Genomic DNA, 20,573 nt, shown 5'->3' with positions numbered 1-20,573 from the left:
GAACGCAGGCGTCGCTCCGTGGGCCGAGCGGCATGGATGCCGCGAGAGCCGCCCCCCGCCATGGATGGCGGATGGCGGCGGGCCCACGGAGCGTCGCCGGAGTGAAGGAACCCGACGAAGTCGGGCCCAACCAGGAGCAAGGACACTTGGTTACTTGGTGTCTTTTCAAGTAACTCGCCGGAGGCGAAACAGGTCTGGCGTTAGCCAGATCTAAAAGCCACTACTGGTAAAGGATATACACACGATCCCCGCGCCAACCCAAACCCAAATCCAAACACCAGACCACCCCCTGTCATCGAACACCCACATCAATCAGGTATCTCAGGTAGACTGCGCGCCCGGTTTTTGGAGAAGATCATGACCCTGCTCAAATTCAGCGATGTGTCCCTTGCATTCGGCGCCATGCCGTTGTTGGACAAGGTGTCCTGGCAGATCGCCCGTGGTGAGCGGGTCTGCATCATCGGCCGTAACGGCACTGGCAAATCCAGCATGCTCAAGCTGGTCAAAGGCGTGCAACTGCCCGACGACGGCAGCGTCTGGCGCGCCCCCGGCCTCAAGATCGGCGAACTGCCTCAGGAACTGCCCGTGGCCGATGGCCGCACCGTATTCGACGTCGTAGCCGAAGGTCTCGATGGCGTCGGCGCCTTGCTCGCCGAATACCACCACCTGAGCCAGAACATCGTCACCGCCGAAGACCTCGACAAGCTGATGCACGTCCAGTCGGACCTCGAAGCCCGTGACGGCTGGCGCCTGCAGCAACTGGTAGACAGCACCCTGAGCCGTCTGCAACTGCCTGCCGACAAGACCCTCGCCGAACTGTCCGGCGGCTGGCGTCGTCGCGTATTGCTGGCTCAGGCATTGGTGTCCGAACCCGACCTGTTGCTGCTCGACGAACCGACCAACCACCTGGACATCGGTGCCATCGCCTGGCTGGAAGAAGCCCTGAAAGAATTCCAGGGCGCCGTGCTGTTCATCACGCACGACCGTTCCTTCCTGCAAAACCTCGCCACCCGCATTCTCGAACTGGACCGCGGTGGCCTGATCGACTGGAACGGCGACTACGCCAGCTTCCTGGTCCACAAAGAAGCCATGCTGGCGGCCGAAGAAACCGCCAACGCCTTGTTCGACAAACGCCTGGCCCAGGAAGAAGTGTGGATTCGTCAGGGCATCAAGGCCCGTCGTACCCGTAACGAAGGCCGCGTACGTGCCCTCAAGGCCCTGCGCGTAGAACGCAGCGAGCGTCGCGAGCGTACCGGCAAGGCCAACATCCAGCTGGACACCGCTGACAAATCCGGCAAGCAGGTCATGGTCCTGGACAACGTCAGCTTTGCGCACCCGGGCGGTCCGATGCTGATCAAGGACTTCTCCATGGTCCTGCAGCGCGAAGACCGCATCGGTCTGCTGGGCGCCAACGGTACCGGCAAGACCACGCTGCTCAAGCTGATGCTCGACAACCTGCAGCCCACCAGTGGTTCCGTGGAGGTCGGGACGCGCCTGGACGTTGCCTACTTCGACCAGTTGCGTCATCAGCTGGATCTGGAAAAGACCGTCATCGACAACGTCGCCGAAGGCCGGGACTTCATCGACATCGATGGCCAGAGCCGCCACGTCCTGAGCTACCTGGGTGACTTCCTGTTCAGCCCGCAACGTGCGCGGACGCCGGTCAAGGCGTTGTCCGGGGGCGAGCGTGCGCGTTTGCTGCTGGCCAAGCTGTTCAGCAAGCCAGCCAACCTGCTGGTACTCGACGAACCCACCAACGATCTGGACGTCGAAACCCTGGAGCTGCTCGAAGAAGTGCTGTTGACCTTCAAGGGCACCGTGCTGATGGTCAGCCACGACCGGGCATTCCTCGACAACGTGGTCACCAGCACGCTGGTGTTCGAAGGCGAGGGCAAGGTGCGTGAGTTTGTCGGTGGTTATCAGGACTGGCTGCGTCAGGGCGGTTCGCCGCGTCTGCTGGGCGTGACCGAAAGTAAGTCCGGCAAGGCTGACCTGAGCTCTGCGATCGTCGAACCGGCCGCAGCAGCTGCTCCTGCGCAGGACGCAGCCCCGGCGGCGAAAAAGAAACTCAGCTATAAACTTCAGCGCGAGCTGGAAGCGCTGCCGGGCGAGATCGAGGCGAAAGAGCAGCAGATCGCCAAGGTCGAGGCTGACATCGCCAACCCTGGCTTCTATCAGCGTCCAGCAGCAGAAACCGCCAAGGTGCTGGCCTCCCTGGAGCAGTTGAACAAGGAGCTGGATGTGCTGGTCGAGCGTTGGGCCGAGCTGGACGAGTAATCCGCCAGCGCTTACAGACAAAAAAGCCCGAGCCCCTTCAAGGGCCCGGGCTTTTGTTTATACCGGCTGCGTTAGTCGGTGCGCTTGACCAGACGTACCGCCAGCACGTCGCACGGTGCACCGTGCAGCACGTCGTTGGCTGTGGAGCCCAGCAGCAGCGACAGACCGTGGCGGCCGTGGCTGCCGACCACGATCAGGTCGACTTTGTGTTCCTTGGCAAGGTTGTGGATTTCCTGACGAGGCTGGCCGTAGGTCAGATGACTGTCTCCGGTGTGCACGTCAGGGTATTTCAGTTTCAGTGCTTCGAGTTTTTCCTTGGCCTGATCGAACTGCTGTTGCTGCAGTTGCGAAAGGTCCATTGGCACGTCGCCGCCGAAGGCCATGGCCATCGGCTCGACAATGTGTACCAGTGAGAGTTTGGCGTTGGTCCCCAAGGCCAGCTTGATGGCCTTTTTAATAACGGGATCGCACTCTTCAGTGAGGTCCACGGCTACCAAGATATGTTCATAGGACATGGGATGTTCCTTCTGAGGTCTGCGATGGTTTTGATTATGGCTCTTTTCACGCGCCTCATGGCACGCCTTTGTGTTTTGCCCGCTGCTCCCCGCAGCAGGGGCATACACATATGACGGTGTGGATAGTGCTGTCAATCGTTGCGGTGGTTTTGAGTCCTTTGGTGTGGCTGCGTCCGTCACGCTCCCAGAGCGGTCGCATGGCCATGCGCATGGAAGCGCGCCGCATGGGGCTGGCGATGCAATTGATTCCCCAAGAGTGGCCACACTGGCTGCCTGTGGAGCCACCGAGCCCGTGTGCGCAGTATCACCGGCCACGCAGCGTTCGCCAGCCCGACACTTGGGTTTATTGGCAAATGACGCCCGGGAATTGGGTCAATCAATGGCGTGAGCCCTGCGAAGATGCGCGACTGCTGCCGCACTTTGAAACACTGCCGGCCGACGTTTACAAGATCGAAGCGGGCAAGCAGTTGATTGCCCTGTATTGGGCAGAACGCGGGGATCCGCAAGTGTTGCAGCGCATTGCTGCGGTGCTTGAAGCTCTGGCCTGATCCACAAGCGCGCCAAATCGCAGGCATTAAAAAGCCCGATAACAACATCGGGCTGGGGTTTGGCCAGGCAGGCCGATAATTCGTGTTGCTTTGCGGTGCAAGACCGCAAAAGACGTGCAAATTCGTTTCACGATTCTTTCGAAAAAAACTGAAAAACGACCCGTCTTGATGCGCAGTGCGCTGAATGTAGACGTTCTTGGTGCATTTGTCTGCCGCGGATCCCATTATTTTTCGCAATTTGCGCACCGGTCGTCGCTTCCCGCGTTTAGTCCTCCGTCCCGTTTTTCAACGCGATCACTTCGCTGAATGGTCGCTTATCAAATGTGTCTTTTACCTGTGATTTGCCGGTTTTGTCCGCTGTCGGGCGAATTGACAATTGCTGGAATATGGCCGAAGGTAGGCGCACCCAAATCAAACGGGCGTATGAATTGAGTGTTTGCCGTAGGAATACTCTTACAGACGCCCGAGTCGCGTCGACGGGGTGCCTGGCGTTTGGTGTTCTGATCGACGGAAACGTCGTGTTTTTCGCCGGATTTCAGCGTCTGACGCGTATTGTTCAGCTTCCATATCGTGGAGATCAGTTGATGATTTACGAAGGTAAAGCCATCACGGTTAAGGCTCTTGAAAGTGGCATCGTCGAATTGAAATTCGACCTCAAGGGTGAGTCCGTCAACAAGTTCAACCGCCTCACCCTCAACGACCTGCGTCAGGCCGTCGAAGCCATCAAGGCCGACGGCTCGATCAAGGGCGTCATCGTCACCAGCGGCAAGGACGTATTCATCGTCGGCGCCGACATCACCGAATTCGTCGATAACTTCAAACTGCCGGATGCCGAACTGGTCGCCGGTAACCTTGAAGCGAACAAAATCTTCAGTGATTTCGAAGACCTGAACGTGCCGACCCTGGCCGCGATCAACGGCATTGCGCTGGGTGGCGGTCTGGAGATGTGCCTGGCAGCTGACTTCCGTGTGATGTCCGCGACCGCCAAGATCGGCCTGCCCGAAGTCAAGCTGGGTATCTACCCCGGCTTCGGCGGTACCGTGCGTCTGCCGCGCCTGATCGGCGTCGATAACGCAGTGGAGTGGATTGCTTCGGGCAAAGACAACCGCGCTGAAGACGCCCTGAAAGTGGGCGCCGTGGACGCAGTAGTCGCGCCAGAGAAGCTGCAGGAAGCCGCGCTGGACCTGATCAAGCGTGCCATCTCGGGCGAGTTCGACTTCAAGGCCAAGCGTCAGCCGAAGCTGGACAAGCTGAAGCTCAACGCCATCGAACAGATGATGGCCTTCGAAACCGCCAAGGGTTTCGTGGCAGGCCAGGCCGGCCCGAACTACCCGGCGCCGGTCGAAGCGATCAAGACCATCCAGAAAGCTGCCAATTTCGGCCGGGACAAGGCGCTGGAAGTCGAAGCCGCCGGTTTCGTGAAAATGGCCAAGACATCGGCAGCCGAAAGCTTGATCGGCCTGTTCCTGAACGATCAGGAACTGAAAAAGAAAGCCAAGATCTACGACGAAGTCGCCAAGGACGTGAAGCAGGCTGCCGTATTGGGCGCCGGCATCATGGGTGGTGGCATCGCCTATCAGTCGGCTGTCAAAGGCACGCCGATCCTGATGAAGGATATCCGCGAAGAAGCCATCGAGCTGGGCCTGAACGAAGCGTCCAAGCTGCTGGGCAAGCGCGTCGAAAAGGGCCGTCTGACGCCGGCGAAGATGGCCGAAGCGCTTAATGCTATTCGACCTACGCTGTCCTACGGCGATTTCGGCAACGTTGACCTGGTCGTCGAAGCCGTTGTCGAGAACCCCAAGGTCAAGCAGGCCGTGTTGTCCGAAGTAGAAGGGCAGGTCGGCGAAGACACCATTCTGGCGTCCAACACCTCGACCATTTCCATCAGCTTGCTGGCCAAGGCCCTCAAGCGTCCGGAAAACTTCGTCGGCATGCACTTCTTCAACCCCGTGCACATGATGCCGCTGGTTGAAGTCATCCGTGGCGAGAAGTCCAGCGAAGTGGCCGTTGCCACCACCGTGGCCTACGCCAAGAAAATGGGCAAAAACCCGATCGTCGTCAACGACTGCCCGGGCTTCCTGGTCAACCGCATCCTGTTCCCGTACTTCGGCGGTTTCGCCAAACTGGTCAGTGCCGGTGTGGACTTCGTACGCATCGACAAGGTCATGGAAAAATTCGGCTGGCCAATGGGCCCGGCGTACCTGATGGACGTGGTCGGTATCGATACCGGTCACCACGGTCGGGACGTCATGGCCGAAGGCTTCCCGGACCGCATGAAGGACGACCGTCGTTCTGCTGTCGACGCGCTGTATGACGCCAATCGTCTTGGCCAGAAAAACGGCAAGGGCTTCTACGTCTACGAGACCGACAAGAAGGGCAAACCGAAAAAGGTGGTCGACGCTTCGGTGCTCGAAGTGCTCAAGCCGGTGGTCTACGAACAGCGCGAAGTCACCGACGAGGACATCATCAACTGGATGATGATCCCGCTGTGCCTGGAAACCGTGCGCTGCCTGGAAGACGGCATCGTCGACACTGCGGCCGAGGCCGACATGGGCCTGATCTACGGCATTGGTTTCCCTCCGTTCCGCGGTGGTGCGTTGCGTTACATCGACTCGATCGGTGTGGCTGAATTCGTTGCCCTGGCTGACAAATACGCTGATCTGGGCGCTTTGTACCACCCCACTGCGAAGCTGCGTGAAATGGCCAAAAACGGCCAACGCTTCTTCGGCTAAGTGCCCAACGAACAGGTGAGAATATGAGCTTGAATCCGAGAGACGTCGTGATTGTCGACTTCGGTCGTACTCCGATGGGCCGCTCCAAGGGTGGCATGCACCGCAATACCCGCGCCGAAGACATGTCGGCGCATTTGATCAGCAAGCTGCTGGAACGCAACAGCAAGGTCGACCCTGCTGAAGTCGAGGACGTGATCTGGGGCTGCGTCAACCAGACCCTGGAGCAGGGCTGGAACATCGCGCGCATGGCGTCGCTGATGACCCAGATCCCGCACACTTCGGCTGCACAGACCGTCAGCCGCCTTTGCGGCTCGTCCATGAGCGCGCTGCACACTGCCGCTCAGGCGATCATGAGCAACAACGGTGACGTCTTCGTCATCGGTGGTGTGGAACACATGGGCCACGTCGGCATGATGCACGGTGTCGATCCGAACCCGCACATGTCGCTGTACGCGGCGAAAGCCTCGGGCATGATGGGTCTGACCGCAGAAATGCTCGGCAAGATGCATGGCATCACCCGTGAGGCCCAGGACGCATTCGGCGTGCGTTCACATCGTCTGGCGCATCAAGCGACCGTTGAAGGCAATTTCAAGGACGAAATCATCCCGATGCAAGGGTATGACGAGAACGGTTTTCTGAAGATGTACGACTTCGACGAGACCATCCGCCCCGAGACCACCCTGGAGAGCCTGGCTGCATTGAAGCCTGCGTTCAACCCGAAAGGTGGTACCGTGACCGCAGGTACGTCCTCGCAGATCACTGACGGCGCATCCTGCATGATCGTCATGTCCGGTCAGCGCGCGATGGATCTGGGCATTCAGCCATTGGCAGTGATCCGTTCCATGGCCGTGGCCGGTGTCGACCCTGCAATCATGGGCTACGGCCCTGTTCCAGCGACCCAGAAAGCGCTCAAGCGTGCGGGTCTGGGAATTAATGACATCGACTTCTTCGAACTCAACGAAGCTTTCGCCGCACAGGCCCTGCCAGTGCTGAAAGATTTGAAAGTGCTCGACAAGATGGACCAGAAGGTTAACCTGCACGGCGGCGCTATCGCCCTGGGTCACCCGTTTGGTTGCTCGGGAGCCCGTATTTCCGGCACCTTGCTCAATGTCATGAAGCAGAAGGGCGGCACGCTGGGTGTGGCTACCATGTGTATCGGCCTTGGCCAAGGCATCACTACCGTGTTCGAACGCGTTTAACCGGTGTGAGTGTGCGAGCCGGGGCCTGGTGCCCCGGCTTTTGTTTTTTTCGAGAAACGTTTTTTCAAATTTTTTTTCGCGTCAATCCGTGAGGTCCGCAGCATGCAGTTACAGCCAGGTCTCTATCGTCACTACAAAGGTCCCGAGTACCGTGTTTTCGGTGTCGCGAAGCATTCCGAGACCGAGGAAGAAGTGGTGTTCTATCAGGCGCTGTACGGCGAATACGGGCTGTGGGTTCGCCCTCTGAACATGTTTCTGGAGTCGGTTGAGGTTGACGGGGAGCAAGTGCCGCGCTTTGCTTTGGTCACGGCCGAACCTGACCTTTTTTCAAGGTCATGAGGCGAGACCTTGCAGTAGCCTCTGCTTGACCTCACCTTGTAGCCACTATATATAGCGGGGCCTCTAAGGCTCCAACGTCTTTTTTCTCGCATTAGGAATTTTCCGATCCATGGGCAAATCGCTGGTCATTGTGGAATCCCCGGCTAAGGCCAAGACCATCAACAAGTATCTGGGCAGCCAGTACGTGGTGAAGTCGAGTATCGGCCATATCCGAGACCTGCCCACCAGCGGTTCGGCGAGCGCCGCCAAAGAGCCTGCTGCCAAGCGCGGAAAAACCGCGTCTGAAGCGCCTGCGCTGTCGCCCAAGGAAAAGGCCAAGCGCCAGCTCGTGGCACGCATGGGCGTCGATCCGGACCACGGCTGGAAAGCCAAGTACGAAATCCTTCCCGGCAAAGAGAAGGTGATCGAAGAGCTGCGCCGCCTGGCCAAGGATGCCGACACCATCTATCTCGCGACGGACTTGGACCGCGAAGGGGAAGCCATTGCCTGGCACCTGCGCGAAGCCATCGGGGGTGACGACGATCGTTACAAGCGCGTGGTGTTCAACGAGATCACCAAGAAGGCCATCCAGGAAGCGTTCTCCAAACCGGGCGAACTGGACATCGACCGCGTCAACGCCCAACAGGCGCGCCGCTTCCTTGACCGCGTCGTGGGCTACATGGTCTCGCCGCTGCTGTGGCAGAAGATCGCCCGTGGCCTGTCAGCCGGCCGTGTGCAGTCGGTGGCCGTGAAGCTGGTGGTTGAGCGCGAGCGCGAGATTCGTGCGTTCATCCCGGAAGAGTACTGGGAAGTCCACGCCGATCTGGGCACCGCCAAGGGCGCCAACGTGCGTTTCGAAGTGGCGCGAGAGAAAGGCGAAGCGTTCAAGCCTCTGAACGAAGCGCAGGCCATGGCGGCCCTGGAGAAGCTCAAGGTTTCGGCCTACAGCATCGCCAAGCGTGAAGACAAGCCGACCAGCAGCAAGCCGTCGGCACCGTTCATCACCTCCACGCTGCAACAGGCCGCGAGCAACCGCCTGGGTTACGGCGTGAAGAAAACCATGATGATGGCTCAGCGTCTCTACGAGGCGGGCTACATCACCTACATGCGTACTGACTCGACCAACCTGTCGGCGGACGCTGTGGCCATGGCCCGCACCTACATCGAGACTGAATTCGGCAAGAAGTACCTGCCGGAATCGCCGATCGTCTACAGCAGCAAGGAAGGCGCGCAAGAGGCTCACGAAGCGATTCGTCCGTCCGACGTCAACACGCACCCAAGCAAACTGTCGGGTATGGAGCGTGACGCCGAGCGTCTGTACGAGCTGATCTGGCGCCAGTTCGTGGCCTGCCAGATGCCTCCTGCGCAATACCTGTCGACCACCGTCAGCGTCGCCGCCGGTGACTTCGAGCTGCGCGCCAAGGGCCGTATCCTCAAGTTCGACGGTTACACCCGTGTGCTGCCGCAGATGAGCAAGCCGGGCGACGATGATGTGCTGCCGGACATGGCTCAGGGCGACAACCTGAAGCTGATCAAGCTCGATCCGACCCAGCATTTCACCAAGCCGCCTGCGCGTTATTCTGAAGCGAGCCTGGTCAAGGAAATGGAAAAGCGCGGTATCGGTCGTCCTTCGACTTACGCCGCCATCATCTCGACCATCCAGGACCGTGGCTACGTCGCGCTGCACAATCGCCGTTTCTACTCGGAAAAGATGGGTGACATCGTCACTGAGCGCCTCTCTGAAAGCTTCTCCAACCTGATGGACTACGGCTTTACCGCCGGCATGGAAGAGAACCTCGATGACGTTGCCCAGGGCGAACGTGACTGGAAGAACGTGCTCGACGAGTTCTACGGGGATTTCAAGAAAAAACTGGAAGTAGCCGAGGCTGCCGACAGCGGCATGCGCGCCAACCAGCCGGTGATGACCGACATCCCGTGTAAGGTCTGCGGCCGTCCGATGCAGATCCGCACAGCGTCTACCGGCGTCTTCCTTGGTTGCTCGGGTTACAGCCTGCCGCCTAAAGAGCGCTGCAAGGCCACCGTCAACCTGACCCCGGGTGACGAGATTGCCGAAGACGACGAGGGTGAGTCCGAATCTCGTGTACTGCGCGGCAAGCATCGCTGCCCGATCTGCAGCACGGCCATGGATGCGTACCTGCTGGATGAGAAGCACAAGCTGCACATCTGCGGTAACAACCCGGATTGCGCCGGTTACGAGATCGAAGAAGGTACCTATCGCATCAAGGGTTACGAAGGCCCGAGCGTCGAGTGCGACAAGTGCGGCGGCGAGATGCAGCTCAAGACTGGCCGTTTCGGCAAGTTCTTCGGCTGCACCAACTGCAAGAACACCCGCAAACTGCTGAAGAGCGGTGAAGCGGCGCCGCCGAAAATGGACCCGGTGAAGATGCCGGAGCTCAAGTGCGAGAAGGTCGACGACACCTACATCCTGCGTGACGGCGCTTCGGGGCTGTTCCTGGCTGCCAGCCAGTTCCCGAAAAATCGCGAAACCCGTGCGCCGCTGGTGCTGGAAATCGTGCCGCACAAGGATGAGATTGATCCCAAGTACCACTTCCTGTGCGAAGCACCGAAGAAAGACCCGGATGGCCGTCCGGCAGTGATCCGTTACAGCCGCAAATCCAAGGAGCAGTATGTGCAGACCGAAGTGGACGGCAAGCCGACAGGCTGGCGCGCGTTCTACGACGGCGGCACGTGGAAGGTCGAAGACAAGCGTTGATCGCCTGATCTCGTTCCGACTGGCAAGCACCAGCGCTTTGCGTTAAAAGAATCCCTCGGCATTCACGTGCTCCGAGGGATTTTTTTGCCCTGACTTGCTCGTTCATATTTCATTGATGTGGAGGCCAACGCCATGGCTCACGAACTCTATACACGCACCAATCAGAAGATCTTCTTTGCAGGTCTTGCCTTGGAGTCGATGGCCAAGGCGAAGGAAAGCCGTGCGATGAACGCTCAAGGCCTTGAGCAGGCCGAGCGTGAGTCTGCCGTGTTCCATCTGTACGGCGCGTTGCTCGGGCTTTGCCACGAGATTGCAGGCTTCTATCGTTTGCCGCAGGCCAGCACGCCCCGTGCCGAGGATCTGCTGACGCCCAAAGTGCTGGAAGCCATCGCCATTCCGGAAATGGCCGAGCTGGTGGAGCTTGCGCAACAGCGTGAAACCTGGCTGGCTCAACTGCTGGCGTCGTATAACGCGCTGTTCCAGCCACCTCGCGCGCCGCATAAGCCTAAAGGTGATGTGACTCAGCCGTTGATCATCGCTGTAGGTGTAGAAGAAGACGCAGCGCCGGAGCTGACCCGTGAGGAAATGGAAAGCTGGCGTCAGCAGCTCAAAGGGCTGGCGATTCGCTTTCGTGAAGGGCTGAGCGAGTGCTGACACAGAGTGATCGATGGGCTAGGGCCTGAGGCATCAGGCTGTTACAATGCCCGCCTTTCGTGGAGAACTGTCCTGATGCCAACCTCTTTTCTGGAAATTGTCGAACTGCCTGACGGCCGCATTGAGCTGCGCCGTGCCGAGGATGAAGGGTCTCTGGTGACCTTGAATTTCTCGGAAGACGCCAAGTCCTTTTTGCAAGGCCAGCACGTCGAAGTCGCCAAAGCGATGCTCAGCGTAGGCGTGCAGATGGCGGGTCGCCTGGCTGAAGGCGAGCTGACCAAGGAAGAAGAGGGGCCTCGAGTCCTGCACTGATCCGGTTCCGGATCAGCATCGCGTTATCCTGTCTGATGGCTTCTTTGTAATTGAGAAGCCCGACATATTCCTTGTCCCAAGCCGTTTTCGTCTGGCTGCATCAGCCTAGACGAATATTCAGGCTCTGGGCGTCCCCGGTTCGTGCTGCGCTGATCAGTTGCTGGCGTGCGCTTGCGGGCATCGGGTTTATCCAGCTCACCACGGTATGGCTGCGGCCGAGGCGTAAGGCTTCGCGGGTCAATTCCAGCGCGCTTTGCTTGCCTCTTGGATGCATCAGGATAATGCGTTCCCGGTTCAGCCCCGCATCGCGCAACCAGGCCTGGGTCACGCTGGACGGCGGGGCGATCAGGGTCAGCCAGCGGTCGTTGGTGTCCTGGCTGAGGTCGCGCAGGATCGGCGCCAGCAGGTTCAGGCAGTTTCCGGCAGCGCCGCGCAATGACAATTCACTGAAGACTTCTGGTTCAGTGTTCCAGGGCGTCTCGACCACATCGTCGAGAATCGGCACCTGAAGCAGCGGAACGTCGAGCATGGGCACGCCAGGGGCCATGAATGCTTCGAACAGCGGGAGTTGTGCATGTTGTTGCGGTGTCTGTGGGAACTGCATAAACGTGCTCCTTAGCGGCGAATCACGCCGACGCTCAGCCCTTCGATGACCAGGTCCTGATCTTTCAGGTTGACTTCGATGGGGGCAAAATCAGGGTTCTCGGCAAGCAGCCAGACCTTGCTGCCTTCACGCTTGAAGCGCTTGACCGTTACTTCGTCGCCAATGCGGGCCACGACGATCTGGCCGTTGCGCGCCTCGCGTGTGGTATGAACTGCCAACAGATCGCCGTCGAGGATGCCGACGTCTTTCATGCTCATGCCATGAACGCGCAACAGGTAGTCGGCGCTCGGGTGAAAAAAGGCAGGATTGATGGCCAGCGACTCTTCGATGTGCTGTTGGGCCAGAATCGGCGCACCGGCTGCGACGCGACCGATAATCGGCAGGCCGCTGTCATCGGCCTTGGCTTCGAACCCGGGAATGCGGATGCCGCGAGAGGCCCCCGGCGTCATTTCGATAGCGCCTTTGCGGGCCAGCGCCTTGAGGTGTTCTTCGGCAGCGTTGGGCGATTTGAATCCCAGTTCCTGAGCGATTTCCGCACGGGTCGGCGGGTAGCCATTGTCTTCGAGACAGCGTTTGATGAAGTCCAGAATTTCGGCTTGGCGTGACGTCAGTTTGATCATGTGCATCGCTCTGTCTTTTTATACAGTGACTGGGATTATATACAGTGATCGCGTCTTGGCAATCCTCCTTTTTATGTACAGCCCCCGATAGTCGCGTTCAGGATGCTTCGGGTCTCGTAGAAGGGCTGCTAAAGGCCCCGGCTTGTATGGTTAAATGGCGTGACTGATCAGACATGAAACGAACAGTCAGGGTTGACAGGCTGTCGGCTGAAACGTATGTTTCAAACAAGTGTTTGTCAGGCGCATAACCATGGCTCAGTCGGAAACAGTTGAACGAATTCTCGATGCTGCGGAGCAGCTGTTCGCGGAAAAGGGTTTTGCCGAAACCTCGTTGCGGCTCATTACCAGCAAGGCCTCGGTCAATCTGGCTGCGGTGAACTACCACTTCGGCTCTAAGAAGGCTCTGATTCAGGCGGTATTCTCGCGGTTTCTGGGGCCGTTCTGCGTCAGCCTCGATAAAGAGCTTGAGCGTCGCCAGGGCAGGCCCGAGCACAAACCCACGCTTGAAGAGCTGCTGGAAATCCTCGTCGAACAGGCGCTGGTTGTGCAGCCTCGAAGCGGCAATGACTTATCCATTTTCATGCGCCTCCTCGGCTTGGCATTCAGTCAGAGCCAGGGCCATTTGCGGCGTTATCTGGAAGATATGTACGGCAAAGTGTTCCGTCGCTACATGCTGCTGGTGAACGAGGCCGCACCGCGTATTCCCCCCATCGAACTGTTCTGGCGCGTGCACTTCATGCTTGGCGCCGCTGCGTTCAGCATGTCGGGTATCAAGGCGCTGCGGGCAATCGCCGAGACTGACTTCGGCGTCAACACTTCCATCGAGCAAGTCATGCGCCTGATGGTGCCGTTCCTCGCCGCCGGCATGCGTGCTGAAACCGGCGTCACCGACTCCGCCATGATCAGCGCTCAGCTCAAACCGCGCATCAAAAGCAGCACGCCTGCTCCCGCCAAAGTCTGACCTGCCGCTATACGGGTGCGAGCGATTTGCATCGCACCCGTCGATCCCTCACCATGCCGCTCTGAGCATTGGTTGTTGAAGGATCTTCATATGAGTTCTGGCCTGCAAGGCTCCCTGATGGTGGATATCGCCGGTACCTGGCTGACATCCGAAGACCGTCAGTTTCTGCGTCAGCCCGAAGTGGGCGGCCTGATCATTTTTGCACGAAACATAGAAAGCCCGCGGCAGGTCCGTGAACTGAGCGCCTCCATTCGTGCGATTCGTCCGGATCTGCTGCTGGCGGTCGATCAGGAGGGTGGGCGTGTGCAGCGTCTGCGTCAGGGTTTTGTTCGATTACCCGCAATGCGTGCGATTGCTGACAATCCAAACGCCGAATTCCTCGCCGAGCAGTGCGGCTGGCTGATGGCGACCGAGGTACTGGCGGTGGGGCTGGACCTGAGTTTCGCGCCGGTGCTGGATCTGGATTACCAGCGCAGTGCGGTGGTCGGCAGTCGTTCTTTCGAAGGTGATCCTGAGCGGGCCGCCTTGCTGGCCGGCGCGTTCATTCGCGGCATGAATGACGCGGGCATGGCTGCCACCGGCAAACACTTCCCCGGGCATGGCTGGGCTGAGGCCGATTCCCACGTGGCGATCCCCAATGACGAGCGCAGCCTGGAAACCATCCGTGCCAACGATCTGGTGCCGTTCGCGCGCCTGAGCAAGCAATTGGCGGCAGTCATGCCGGCCCATGTCATTTACCCGAAAGTCGATGCTCAGCCCGCCGGATTCTCCCGCCGCTGGCTGCAGGAGATCCTGCGTGGCGAGCTTGATTTTGACGGCGTGATTTTCAGCGATGACCTGTCGATGGCGGGTGCGCATGTGGTCGGCGACGCCGCCAGTCGTATCGAGGCTGCGTTGACCGCAGGTTGCGACATGGGCCTGGTGTGCAACGACCGTGCTGCCGCAGAACTGGCCCTGAGCGCCGCGCAGCAGATGAAGATCTCGGCGCCTGCAAACATCGCGCGGATGCGTGGCCAGGGCCTGGCAACGACCGAGTACCGTCAGCACCCGCGATGGCTGGCTGCGCTGGGTGCCTTGCGTGCCGCTCAATTGATCGACTGAGGATTTGCCATGACTGTTTACGCGATTATCGGCGGCACCGGCCTGACTCAGCTCGACGGCTTGACGATCCGTCAGTCGCTGCCCATGAACACGCCCTATGGCACGCCGTCCGGAGACATTCAGATCGGCGATTACGCCGGGCGTGAGGTCATGTTTCTCGCGCGTCATGGTCATCCCCATCGTTTGCCGCCGCACAAGGTCAACTACCGCGCCAACCTCTGGGCGTTGAAGCAGGCGGGCGCCGAGGTGATTCTCGCGGTCAACGCGGTGGGTGGTATCCATCCTGACATGGGCACCGGACATTTCTGCGTGCCTCATGATCTGGTGGACTACACCAGCGGTCGTGAGCACACCTTTTTCGCAGACGATCTGGAGCAGGTCACCCATATCGATTTCAGCCATCCTTACAGCGAACCGCTGCGAGCTCGCCTGATCGCCGCCCTGGCCGCGGAAGGTTATGCGTTCAGCGACTTCGGCGTGTATGGCTGCACTCAGGGGCCGCGCCTGGAAACAGCCGCAGAGATCATCCGGCTTGAGCGCGACGGTTGCGACATCGTCGGCATGACCGGGATGCCGGAGGCTTCCCTGGCCCGCGAGCTGGAATTGGAGTACGCGTGCCTGGCGCTAGTCGTGAACCCGGCGGCCGGCAAGTCGAGTGCCGTGATCAGCATGGTCGAGATCGAGCAGGCGCTGCATGACGGCATCGGCAAGGTCAAGGCGGCCCTGGCCCGTGTGTTGAGCGCGGACTGATCGCCTCGCACAGGCAGGAGCCGGCAATCAGCTCCTGCCGCATTACATCCTTCAGTTTGAACGCAACTGCAGAAAGCCTTGGTCATCAATCACGACGCCATAGCTGTCGTAAGTGGTGAGGGTAGGGTGCGCGGTTTCGATCAGGTGCTGATGGGCTGCCGTGATCACCATGACTTTTGCCCCCGCAGCTTCGGCGGCGGCGATTCCTGCGGGCGCATCTTCGAACACGAGACACTCTGCGGGTTTCACCCCCAGTTTTTTGGCGGCGAGCAGGAAGCAATCCGGCGCCGGCTTGCCGCGTTCGACGTCTTCTGCCGACACCATGATCTGCGGCAACGGCAACCCGGCCGCGAGAATCCTGCGTTCTGCCAGCAGCCTTGGCGCAGAGGTGACGACTGCCCAGCGCTCGGCGGGCAAGGCAGCGAGAAACCGCGCGGCACCTTCTATGGACACCACGCCTTCGACGTCATCTATTTCAGCCTGGGCCAGCAGGTCTGCCTCACGTTCCGGATCGACGCCCGGCAAGTTCAGGCGGCGCAGGGTATCGATGCAACGGACGCCGTGAATGGTGGGGAGAAAATCAGCGACATTCAGCCCCTTGCCTTCGGCCCATTGGCTCCAGACGCGCTCGGCTGCGGCCACCGAGTTGGTCAGGGTGCCGTCCATATCAAACAGAAACGCGGAAAATCTGTGCTGCTCCAGCATGCCTGAGTCCTTCACTGGTCGATGTCTGTGTAGAGTTTGCGATCCTAGCATGTGACTTGCCGCCCGGTAGTGGGACGCAAGGCGCCTGGTCGTGTAGGCAGAGTCGGCTGGACGGTCATGGCGCTCCATCGCCCGGGGACTATCGTTTGATCTCTGGAGCAACGCTTATCGAATGAGGACAGGGTCATGAACACCAGTGATCTGCTTGAACAACTCTTGCGCGCGAGTCAGGGTTCCGCGCCGCAGCAAAATGCGGGTGGGACAAGGCAAGGCGGTTTGGGTGGTTTGCTCGGAGGTTTGTTGGGCGGGGGCGGCGCCAGCGCGGGCGGCGGCGGGCTGGGCGGCCTTGGAGGTCTTTTGGGTGGTTTGTTGGGCGGCGGTTCAGCGATGGGACGCTCTACCGGCGCAGCGCAGACACGCTCAGGCGGCACCCACTACGCGATGCTGGCGTCGCTTGGGATGATGGCGTTTCAGGCGTATCAGACCTGGCAGCGACAACAAGCGTCGGCACCGCAAGAGGTGCCGCGTACTGTGGATCTGCTTGCCGGGCCTGAAGTCGAGGCGCACAGTCACGCCATCCTTCGCGCACTGATCGCTGCCGCCAAGGCCGACGGCAAGATAGACGCGAAAGAGGAAGAGATGATCCGCCAGGAAATCGCCCGGCACACTGATGACCCGGATTTGCAGCAATGGCTGGACGATGAAGTCACCAAGCCGCTGAATGCCCGAGAGGTTGCGCAAGCCGCAGATGACGAACCTGGCATAGCGGCCGAAATGTACCTGGCCAGCGTCATGCTGGTGGACGATCAACAGGATGCCGAGCGCACTTACCTCGATGAGCTGGCCGCTGCGCTGAAGATCGACCCGCAATTGCAGGTCCATCTTGATCAACAGGCCCAAAGCGCAGTCTGACCGGACGCATCAGATCCTGCGCCAGTGCCCCGGCACCCAAAGCCATTGGTTGCCCGCCCAGCGATAATGCCCGGCCACCCATTGCGCGCCGGGCGCGGGCATGACCGGAACGACTTCGACGGGCGGAGGCGGGCGCCGCGGGTGGGGGCGTTCAACGACGCAGCCTGACAACGTGACGGTTACGGCCACGCCCAGCAAGGCGGCCTTGATAATTCGCAGCATGGTGAATCCCTGTTCGGTCTCGCCAGCGCCCGATTGACGCGGCGTACAAGGGTTTAACGCGGCTGCGGGGAAAATCCGTCGCTGTGAATCAATCTTTCATCACCTTCTGAGCGTTGCCCTGACGCCGCGCGGTCATCGCCTGGGCCAGTTTCTGGCGCTCATCGGCAGGCAGGCTGGCGGCGAAATCGGCCAGCGTGGCGTCAAAGCGAGTGCGCAGTGTGATGTCAGCGGTCCGGGCGCGGTCGAGATCGGCGTCGAGCGCATCACGATCCAGTGTCGGTGCTTGCAGGCGTTGCATCACATCCCGATGCGCCTGACGACTGGCAACGATCAGCGGCTGGTTTTCCTGACGGGTCTCGCGAAGCATGCGTCGCAGCTGATGGCGGCGGTCTTCGGGCAACTGCGCCAATGCCTGACGCAAGCCGTGCTGAACCACCGCGCCTGGCTGGGGTTGATGTTTCGACCATTGATACAGGCCGCCCAGCGCTGCGCCGACCAAGAACACATTGACCAGCAAGGACGCCACCAGCAGCATCTTCAAGCGTTTTGAGGGTAGCGTCATTGCTCGCTCTCCTCGGCGTCCAGGCTGAGGATCAGCTCGGCATCGCCTTGATCGAGGATGCTCGGCAGCAAATCGGGGGCGCTGGAGAGCGGCAGGCTCAGTGAGGCCACCAGCATGCCGGCAGCAACCCCGGCCAGGCCTGCGCCGATAAAGCCGAGTCGCGACAGCCAGTCTGCATAACGGCTCCAGAACGATGCCTTTTCGACGGTGAACGCCGAGGCCACGACCTCGCGAATCAGCAACTGATCTGGCGCCGTGACAGGGTGATTGTCCAATCGCAGGTCAAGCCACGACGCTTGTTGCAACGCGTTGATCGCTTGCGGATCGCCGCGCTTGATCAACGCTCGAGCGTCTTCGCGCTCGGCGGCGGGCCAGTGTTTCAAGTCAGCGCCATAGGCGTCCGCCAGATGGACAAAACGTTCGGGCGTCATCGCTTTCCTCTCCCTGGGGCAACCTTGCCGTGTGATTCGGCAAGGTCGGATTCGGCTAAGTAACTGCGCAAATTGCGCCTGGCCCGCGACAGCAGGCTTTCCAGCGCCTCGACGCTGATTTCCATGAGCGCTGCGGCTTCAATGTTCGACAATTCCTGGTAGTACTGCAGCACGATGGCTTCACGCTGACGTTCCGGTAATGCGGCCAACGCGGCGGCCATCTGCTCACTCTGCGTCTGCGCCTGCAGGTGTTCATCCGGTGAGGGCATGCTGTCGATGATCTCGACCTGCTCGGGGTCCAATGGTTGTTCTTTGCGACTGCGCAGGCGGTCGTAACACAGGTTCAACGCGACACGGTGCAGCCAGGTGTCGAAGCGTGCCTGCCCGCTGCGCCAGCTGGCGGCGTTGTTCCAGATTCTGAGAAAACTTTCCTGCGCCACGTCCCGGGCTTCTTCGGCGTCGCCCAGCAGCCGGCCAGCCAGCGCAAGCAGGCGTGGCAGCTTGCGTGACACCATCTCTTCGACGGCTTGCGGTTCGTTGTTGCCGATGCGGGCCAACAGGTCAACGTCCGGATCGGGTTCTTTCAATATGGCGTGTCTCGGTCCAGTAACGGGGGCGCCATGTCCTGAGACAGGACTGGCGGGGAAGGGACTGAAATATCCTGTAACCACAGACCACAACCCCGCCATTGGTTCAGCGTACCCAGCGACCTTCTATCCAGTACCAGTTCGGCCCGCGGGCGACCCAGTGGCCCGGCTGCCAGCGTGCGTTGCGTCGGACCTGCTGCCAATGCCCCGGAACCCAACCATAGCCTCCGCCTTCCCAGCGCCAGTGGCCCTGGTCCCATGCGTAACCGGAGCGTGGCGCGGGCAGGGGTTCCATGCGGGCGGGCGGTGGAGCCTGCTGGATGATGACCTCGGTCCGGGCAAACGTGGGTGTGCTTGCCAGTGCGGCGAGGGCGAACGGGATGATCAAGGCATAGCGTAATTTCGCCAGAGATCGTGCTGCTCTCATGAAAACTCCTTCAGGCCTGCACTCGAAAGGGTGCAGCTGAAGGGTTTAACGCGCGCTCGGGTAAAAATCCGTCGCAGGGACACGAATTTTTTTGCAGGGCCGAGGTGCGGCGCCAGTCAGCGCAATTTTTCCAGCATCTGGTAGTACCACATACCCGCCGCCAGCATCGGGTTACCGAGCACGTCGCCCATGGGCACACGAATGTGCTGACAGGCGGCGAAGGTGTCGAACTGCTCAAGCTGCCCGGTAATGGCCCGGCCCATGATCTCGCCCATGATGTGGGTGGTGGCAATGCCGTGCCCGGAGTAGCCCTGGCAATACCAGACGTTGTCCGAAAGCTTGCCCAGTTGCGGAATGCGATTGATGACGATGCCCATTGCGCAGCTCCACTGGTAGTCGATCTGCACACCTTTGAGGGCCGGGAAAGTCCGCTCGATACACGGCCGCAGTTCGGCGGCGATGTTTCGCGAATCCTTGCCGCTGTAATTGGCGCCACCGCCGAACAGCAGTCGGCCATCGGCGGTCATGCGGTAGTAGTCCAGCACGAAGCGGCAGTCATACACCGCGAGGTTTTCCGGGTTGAGCTCAGCGGCCAGATCGCCCAGCGGCGCAGTGGTGACGATGCCGCCCATGGCCGGAAAGATCTTGCCCTTGAGCTTGTCGGGCTCCAGCTTGTGATAGACGTCGCCGGCCAGCATGACCTGCCTGGCGTCAATGCGGCCGTGGGCGGTGATCAGCGCAGGGTGCTCGCCATGAACGATCTGCAGCACTTCGCTGTTTTCGAAGATCAACGCACCCAGCCCCTGTGCTGCGCGCGCTTCGCCGATGCACAGATTCAGCGGGTGAAGGTGCATGTTGCGAGTGTTCTTGATCGCGCCATGGTAGAGATCGGTCTGCAGAATGTCCCGCAGCTGGCTGCGATCAAGCAAACTGACCTCATCGCCCATGCCACGCCGCAGGGCTTCGTCGTAGTCTTTCTTCAGGCCCTGCATATGGCCTGGTTTGTAGGCGGCGTGCAGATGGCCATGGCGAAGGTCGCAGGCAATGGCGTATTTCTCGACGCGCTTGCTGATGATCTCGTGGCCGCGCCAGCGCAGTTGCCAGATGAAATCATCGACCTCGTCCCCCAGGGTCTTGCGCATCTGTTTACGCATGGCCTCGTCCCCCGACAGGCTGCCGGTGACTTGCCCGCCATTGCGGCCGGTCGCGCCCCAGCCGATCTTGTGGCTTTCGACGATGGCGACTTTCAAGCCCTTTTCAGCGAGTTCGACGGCGGTGGCGACGCCGGTAAAACCGCCGCCAATGATCGCCACGTCGACCTTGTGTTCGCCTTGCAGCGTGGGGTAGTCCGTTTCCTGATTGAGGGTCGCGGTGTAGTAGGAATTGCAGCGCTGTGTCATGT

At 60.2% G+C, this 20,573-nt stretch carries 22 protein-coding genes; 12 read left to right on the top strand and 10 right to left on the bottom strand.

Annotated features, from left to right (window positions below; all coding sequences use genetic code 11):
- Window positions 1-357 precede the first annotated feature (357 nt).
- Complete coding sequence (locus BWR59_RS13780) at window positions 358-2,277, top strand: ATP-binding cassette domain-containing protein (protein WP_081566190.1); 1,920 nt, start codon at window positions 358-360, stop codon at window positions 2,275-2,277.
- Window positions 2,278-2,348: 71 nt separating this feature from the next.
- On the opposite strand, the gene BWR59_RS13775 is transcribed toward BWR59_RS13780, so the two are convergent.
- Window positions 2,349-2,792, bottom strand: coding sequence for a universal stress protein (locus BWR59_RS13775; protein WP_081566189.1), 444 nt, complete (start codon window positions 2,790-2,792; stop codon window positions 2,349-2,351).
- 110 nt (window positions 2,793-2,902) lie between these two features.
- Between BWR59_RS13775 and BWR59_RS13770 the strand changes: the two genes are divergently transcribed.
- From BWR59_RS13770 to BWR59_RS13740, 7 genes are all read left to right on the top strand, one after another.
- Window positions 2,903-3,340 carry a hypothetical protein gene (locus BWR59_RS13770; RefSeq protein ID WP_081566188.1) on the top strand — a complete coding sequence of 146 codons (438 nt, stop codon included), beginning with the start codon at window positions 2,903-2,905 and terminating at the stop codon, window positions 3,338-3,340.
- A gap of 584 nt (window positions 3,341-3,924) precedes the next feature.
- A complete protein-coding gene (gene fadB, locus BWR59_RS13765; RefSeq protein ID WP_081566454.1) occupies window positions 3,925-6,072 on the top strand; it encodes a fatty acid oxidation complex subunit alpha FadB in 2,148 nt (715 codons plus the stop codon).
- Between the two features lie 23 nt (window positions 6,073-6,095).
- Complete coding sequence (fadA, locus tag BWR59_RS13760) at window positions 6,096-7,271, top strand: acetyl-CoA C-acyltransferase FadA (protein ID WP_081566187.1); 1,176 nt, start codon at window positions 6,096-6,098, stop codon at window positions 7,269-7,271.
- 102 nt (window positions 7,272-7,373) lie between these two features.
- Entirely contained in the window at window positions 7,374-7,610 is a 237-nt protein-coding gene (locus BWR59_RS13755) for a DUF1653 domain-containing protein (protein WP_081566186.1), read from the top strand.
- A gap of 109 nt (window positions 7,611-7,719) precedes the next feature.
- Window positions 7,720-10,323: a type I DNA topoisomerase gene (gene topA / locus BWR59_RS13750; protein ID WP_081566185.1), complete on the top strand. Its 2,604-nt coding sequence runs from the start codon at window positions 7,720-7,722 to the stop codon at window positions 10,321-10,323.
- 132 nt (window positions 10,324-10,455) lie between these two features.
- Window positions 10,456-10,977 (top strand): DUF6586 family protein, encoded by a 522-nt coding sequence (locus BWR59_RS13745; protein WP_081566184.1) that lies wholly within the window; start codon window positions 10,456-10,458, stop codon window positions 10,975-10,977.
- Between the two features lie 75 nt (window positions 10,978-11,052).
- Entirely contained in the window at window positions 11,053-11,289 is a 237-nt protein-coding gene (locus tag BWR59_RS13740) for a hypothetical protein (protein WP_081566183.1), read from the top strand.
- Window positions 11,290-11,389: 100 nt separating this feature from the next.
- Here BWR59_RS13740 and sulA read toward each other — a convergent pair whose 3' ends face one another.
- Window positions 11,390-11,893 carry an SOS-induced cell division inhibitor SulA gene (gene sulA / locus BWR59_RS13735; RefSeq protein ID WP_081566182.1) on the bottom strand — a complete coding sequence of 168 codons (504 nt, stop codon included), beginning with the start codon at window positions 11,891-11,893 and terminating at the stop codon, window positions 11,390-11,392.
- A gap of 11 nt (window positions 11,894-11,904) precedes the next feature.
- Window positions 11,905-12,513 carry a transcriptional repressor LexA gene (lexA, locus tag BWR59_RS13730; RefSeq protein ID WP_081566453.1) on the bottom strand — a complete coding sequence of 203 codons (609 nt, stop codon included), beginning with the start codon at window positions 12,511-12,513 and terminating at the stop codon, window positions 11,905-11,907.
- Window positions 12,514-12,763: 250 nt separating this feature from the next.
- Here lexA and BWR59_RS13725 point away from each other — a divergent pair, with 250 nt between their 5' ends.
- From BWR59_RS13725 to BWR59_RS13715, 3 genes are all read left to right on the top strand, one after another.
- Window positions 12,764-13,474 carry a TetR/AcrR family transcriptional regulator gene (locus tag BWR59_RS13725; protein WP_081566181.1) on the top strand — a complete coding sequence of 237 codons (711 nt, stop codon included), beginning with the start codon at window positions 12,764-12,766 and terminating at the stop codon, window positions 13,472-13,474.
- A gap of 102 nt (window positions 13,475-13,576) precedes the next feature.
- Window positions 13,577-14,575 carry a beta-N-acetylhexosaminidase gene (gene nagZ / locus BWR59_RS13720; protein ID WP_178111231.1) on the top strand — a complete coding sequence of 333 codons (999 nt, stop codon included), beginning with the start codon at window positions 13,577-13,579 and terminating at the stop codon, window positions 14,573-14,575.
- Between the two features lie 9 nt (window positions 14,576-14,584).
- Entirely contained in the window at window positions 14,585-15,325 is a 741-nt protein-coding gene (locus tag BWR59_RS13715) for an S-methyl-5'-thioinosine phosphorylase (RefSeq protein ID WP_081566179.1), read from the top strand.
- A 51-nt stretch (window positions 15,326-15,376) separates the two neighbouring features.
- On the opposite strand, the gene BWR59_RS13710 is transcribed toward BWR59_RS13715, so the two are convergent.
- Window positions 15,377-16,030: an HAD-IA family hydrolase gene (locus tag BWR59_RS13710; protein WP_081566178.1), complete on the bottom strand. Its 654-nt coding sequence runs from the start codon at window positions 16,028-16,030 to the stop codon at window positions 15,377-15,379.
- A 186-nt stretch (window positions 16,031-16,216) separates the two neighbouring features.
- Between BWR59_RS13710 and BWR59_RS13705 the strand changes: the two genes are divergently transcribed.
- Window positions 16,217-16,942, top strand: a complete 726-nt coding sequence (locus tag BWR59_RS13705) for a tellurite resistance TerB family protein (protein ID WP_081566177.1) — start codon at window positions 16,217-16,219, stop codon at window positions 16,940-16,942.
- A gap of 9 nt (window positions 16,943-16,951) precedes the next feature.
- Here the strand turns inward: BWR59_RS13705 and BWR59_RS13700 are convergent, their stop codons facing one another.
- From BWR59_RS13700 to BWR59_RS13675, 6 genes are all read right to left on the bottom strand, one after another.
- Complete coding sequence (locus BWR59_RS13700) at window positions 16,952-17,164, bottom strand: YXWGXW repeat-containing protein (RefSeq protein ID WP_081566176.1); 213 nt, start codon at window positions 17,162-17,164, stop codon at window positions 16,952-16,954.
- An 88-nt stretch (window positions 17,165-17,252) separates the two neighbouring features.
- The gene (locus tag BWR59_RS13695; RefSeq protein ID WP_081566175.1) at window positions 17,253-17,726 is read right to left on the bottom strand and encodes a periplasmic heavy metal sensor; all 474 of its coding nucleotides are present in this window, start codon (window positions 17,724-17,726) and stop codon (window positions 17,253-17,255) included.
- The gene (locus BWR59_RS13690; RefSeq protein WP_081566174.1) at window positions 17,723-18,157 is read right to left on the bottom strand and encodes a hypothetical protein; all 435 of its coding nucleotides are present in this window, start codon (window positions 18,155-18,157) and stop codon (window positions 17,723-17,725) included. The genes BWR59_RS13695 and BWR59_RS13690 overlap by 4 nt, the downstream gene beginning before the upstream one ends.
- Entirely contained in the window at window positions 18,154-18,744 is a 591-nt protein-coding gene (locus BWR59_RS13685) for an RNA polymerase sigma factor (protein ID WP_081566173.1), read from the bottom strand. The genes BWR59_RS13690 and BWR59_RS13685 overlap by 4 nt, the downstream gene beginning before the upstream one ends.
- Window positions 18,745-18,850: 106 nt before the next feature.
- Window positions 18,851-19,171 (bottom strand): YXWGXW repeat-containing protein, encoded by a 321-nt coding sequence (locus BWR59_RS13680; RefSeq protein WP_081566172.1) that lies wholly within the window; start codon window positions 19,169-19,171, stop codon window positions 18,851-18,853.
- 116 nt (window positions 19,172-19,287) lie between these two features.
- Window positions 19,288-20,571 (bottom strand): FAD-binding oxidoreductase, encoded by a 1,284-nt coding sequence (locus BWR59_RS13675; RefSeq protein WP_081566171.1) that lies wholly within the window; start codon window positions 20,569-20,571, stop codon window positions 19,288-19,290.
- Window positions 20,572-20,573 lie beyond the last annotated feature (2 nt).

This window comes from Pseudomonas sp. Bc-h (genome assembly GCF_002080045.1).
Lineage (GTDB): Bacteria > Pseudomonadota > Gammaproteobacteria > Pseudomonadales > Pseudomonadaceae > Aquipseudomonas.
Note: the sequence above shows the minus strand (reverse complement) of the source record. Positions and strands in the feature narration are given on the sequence as shown.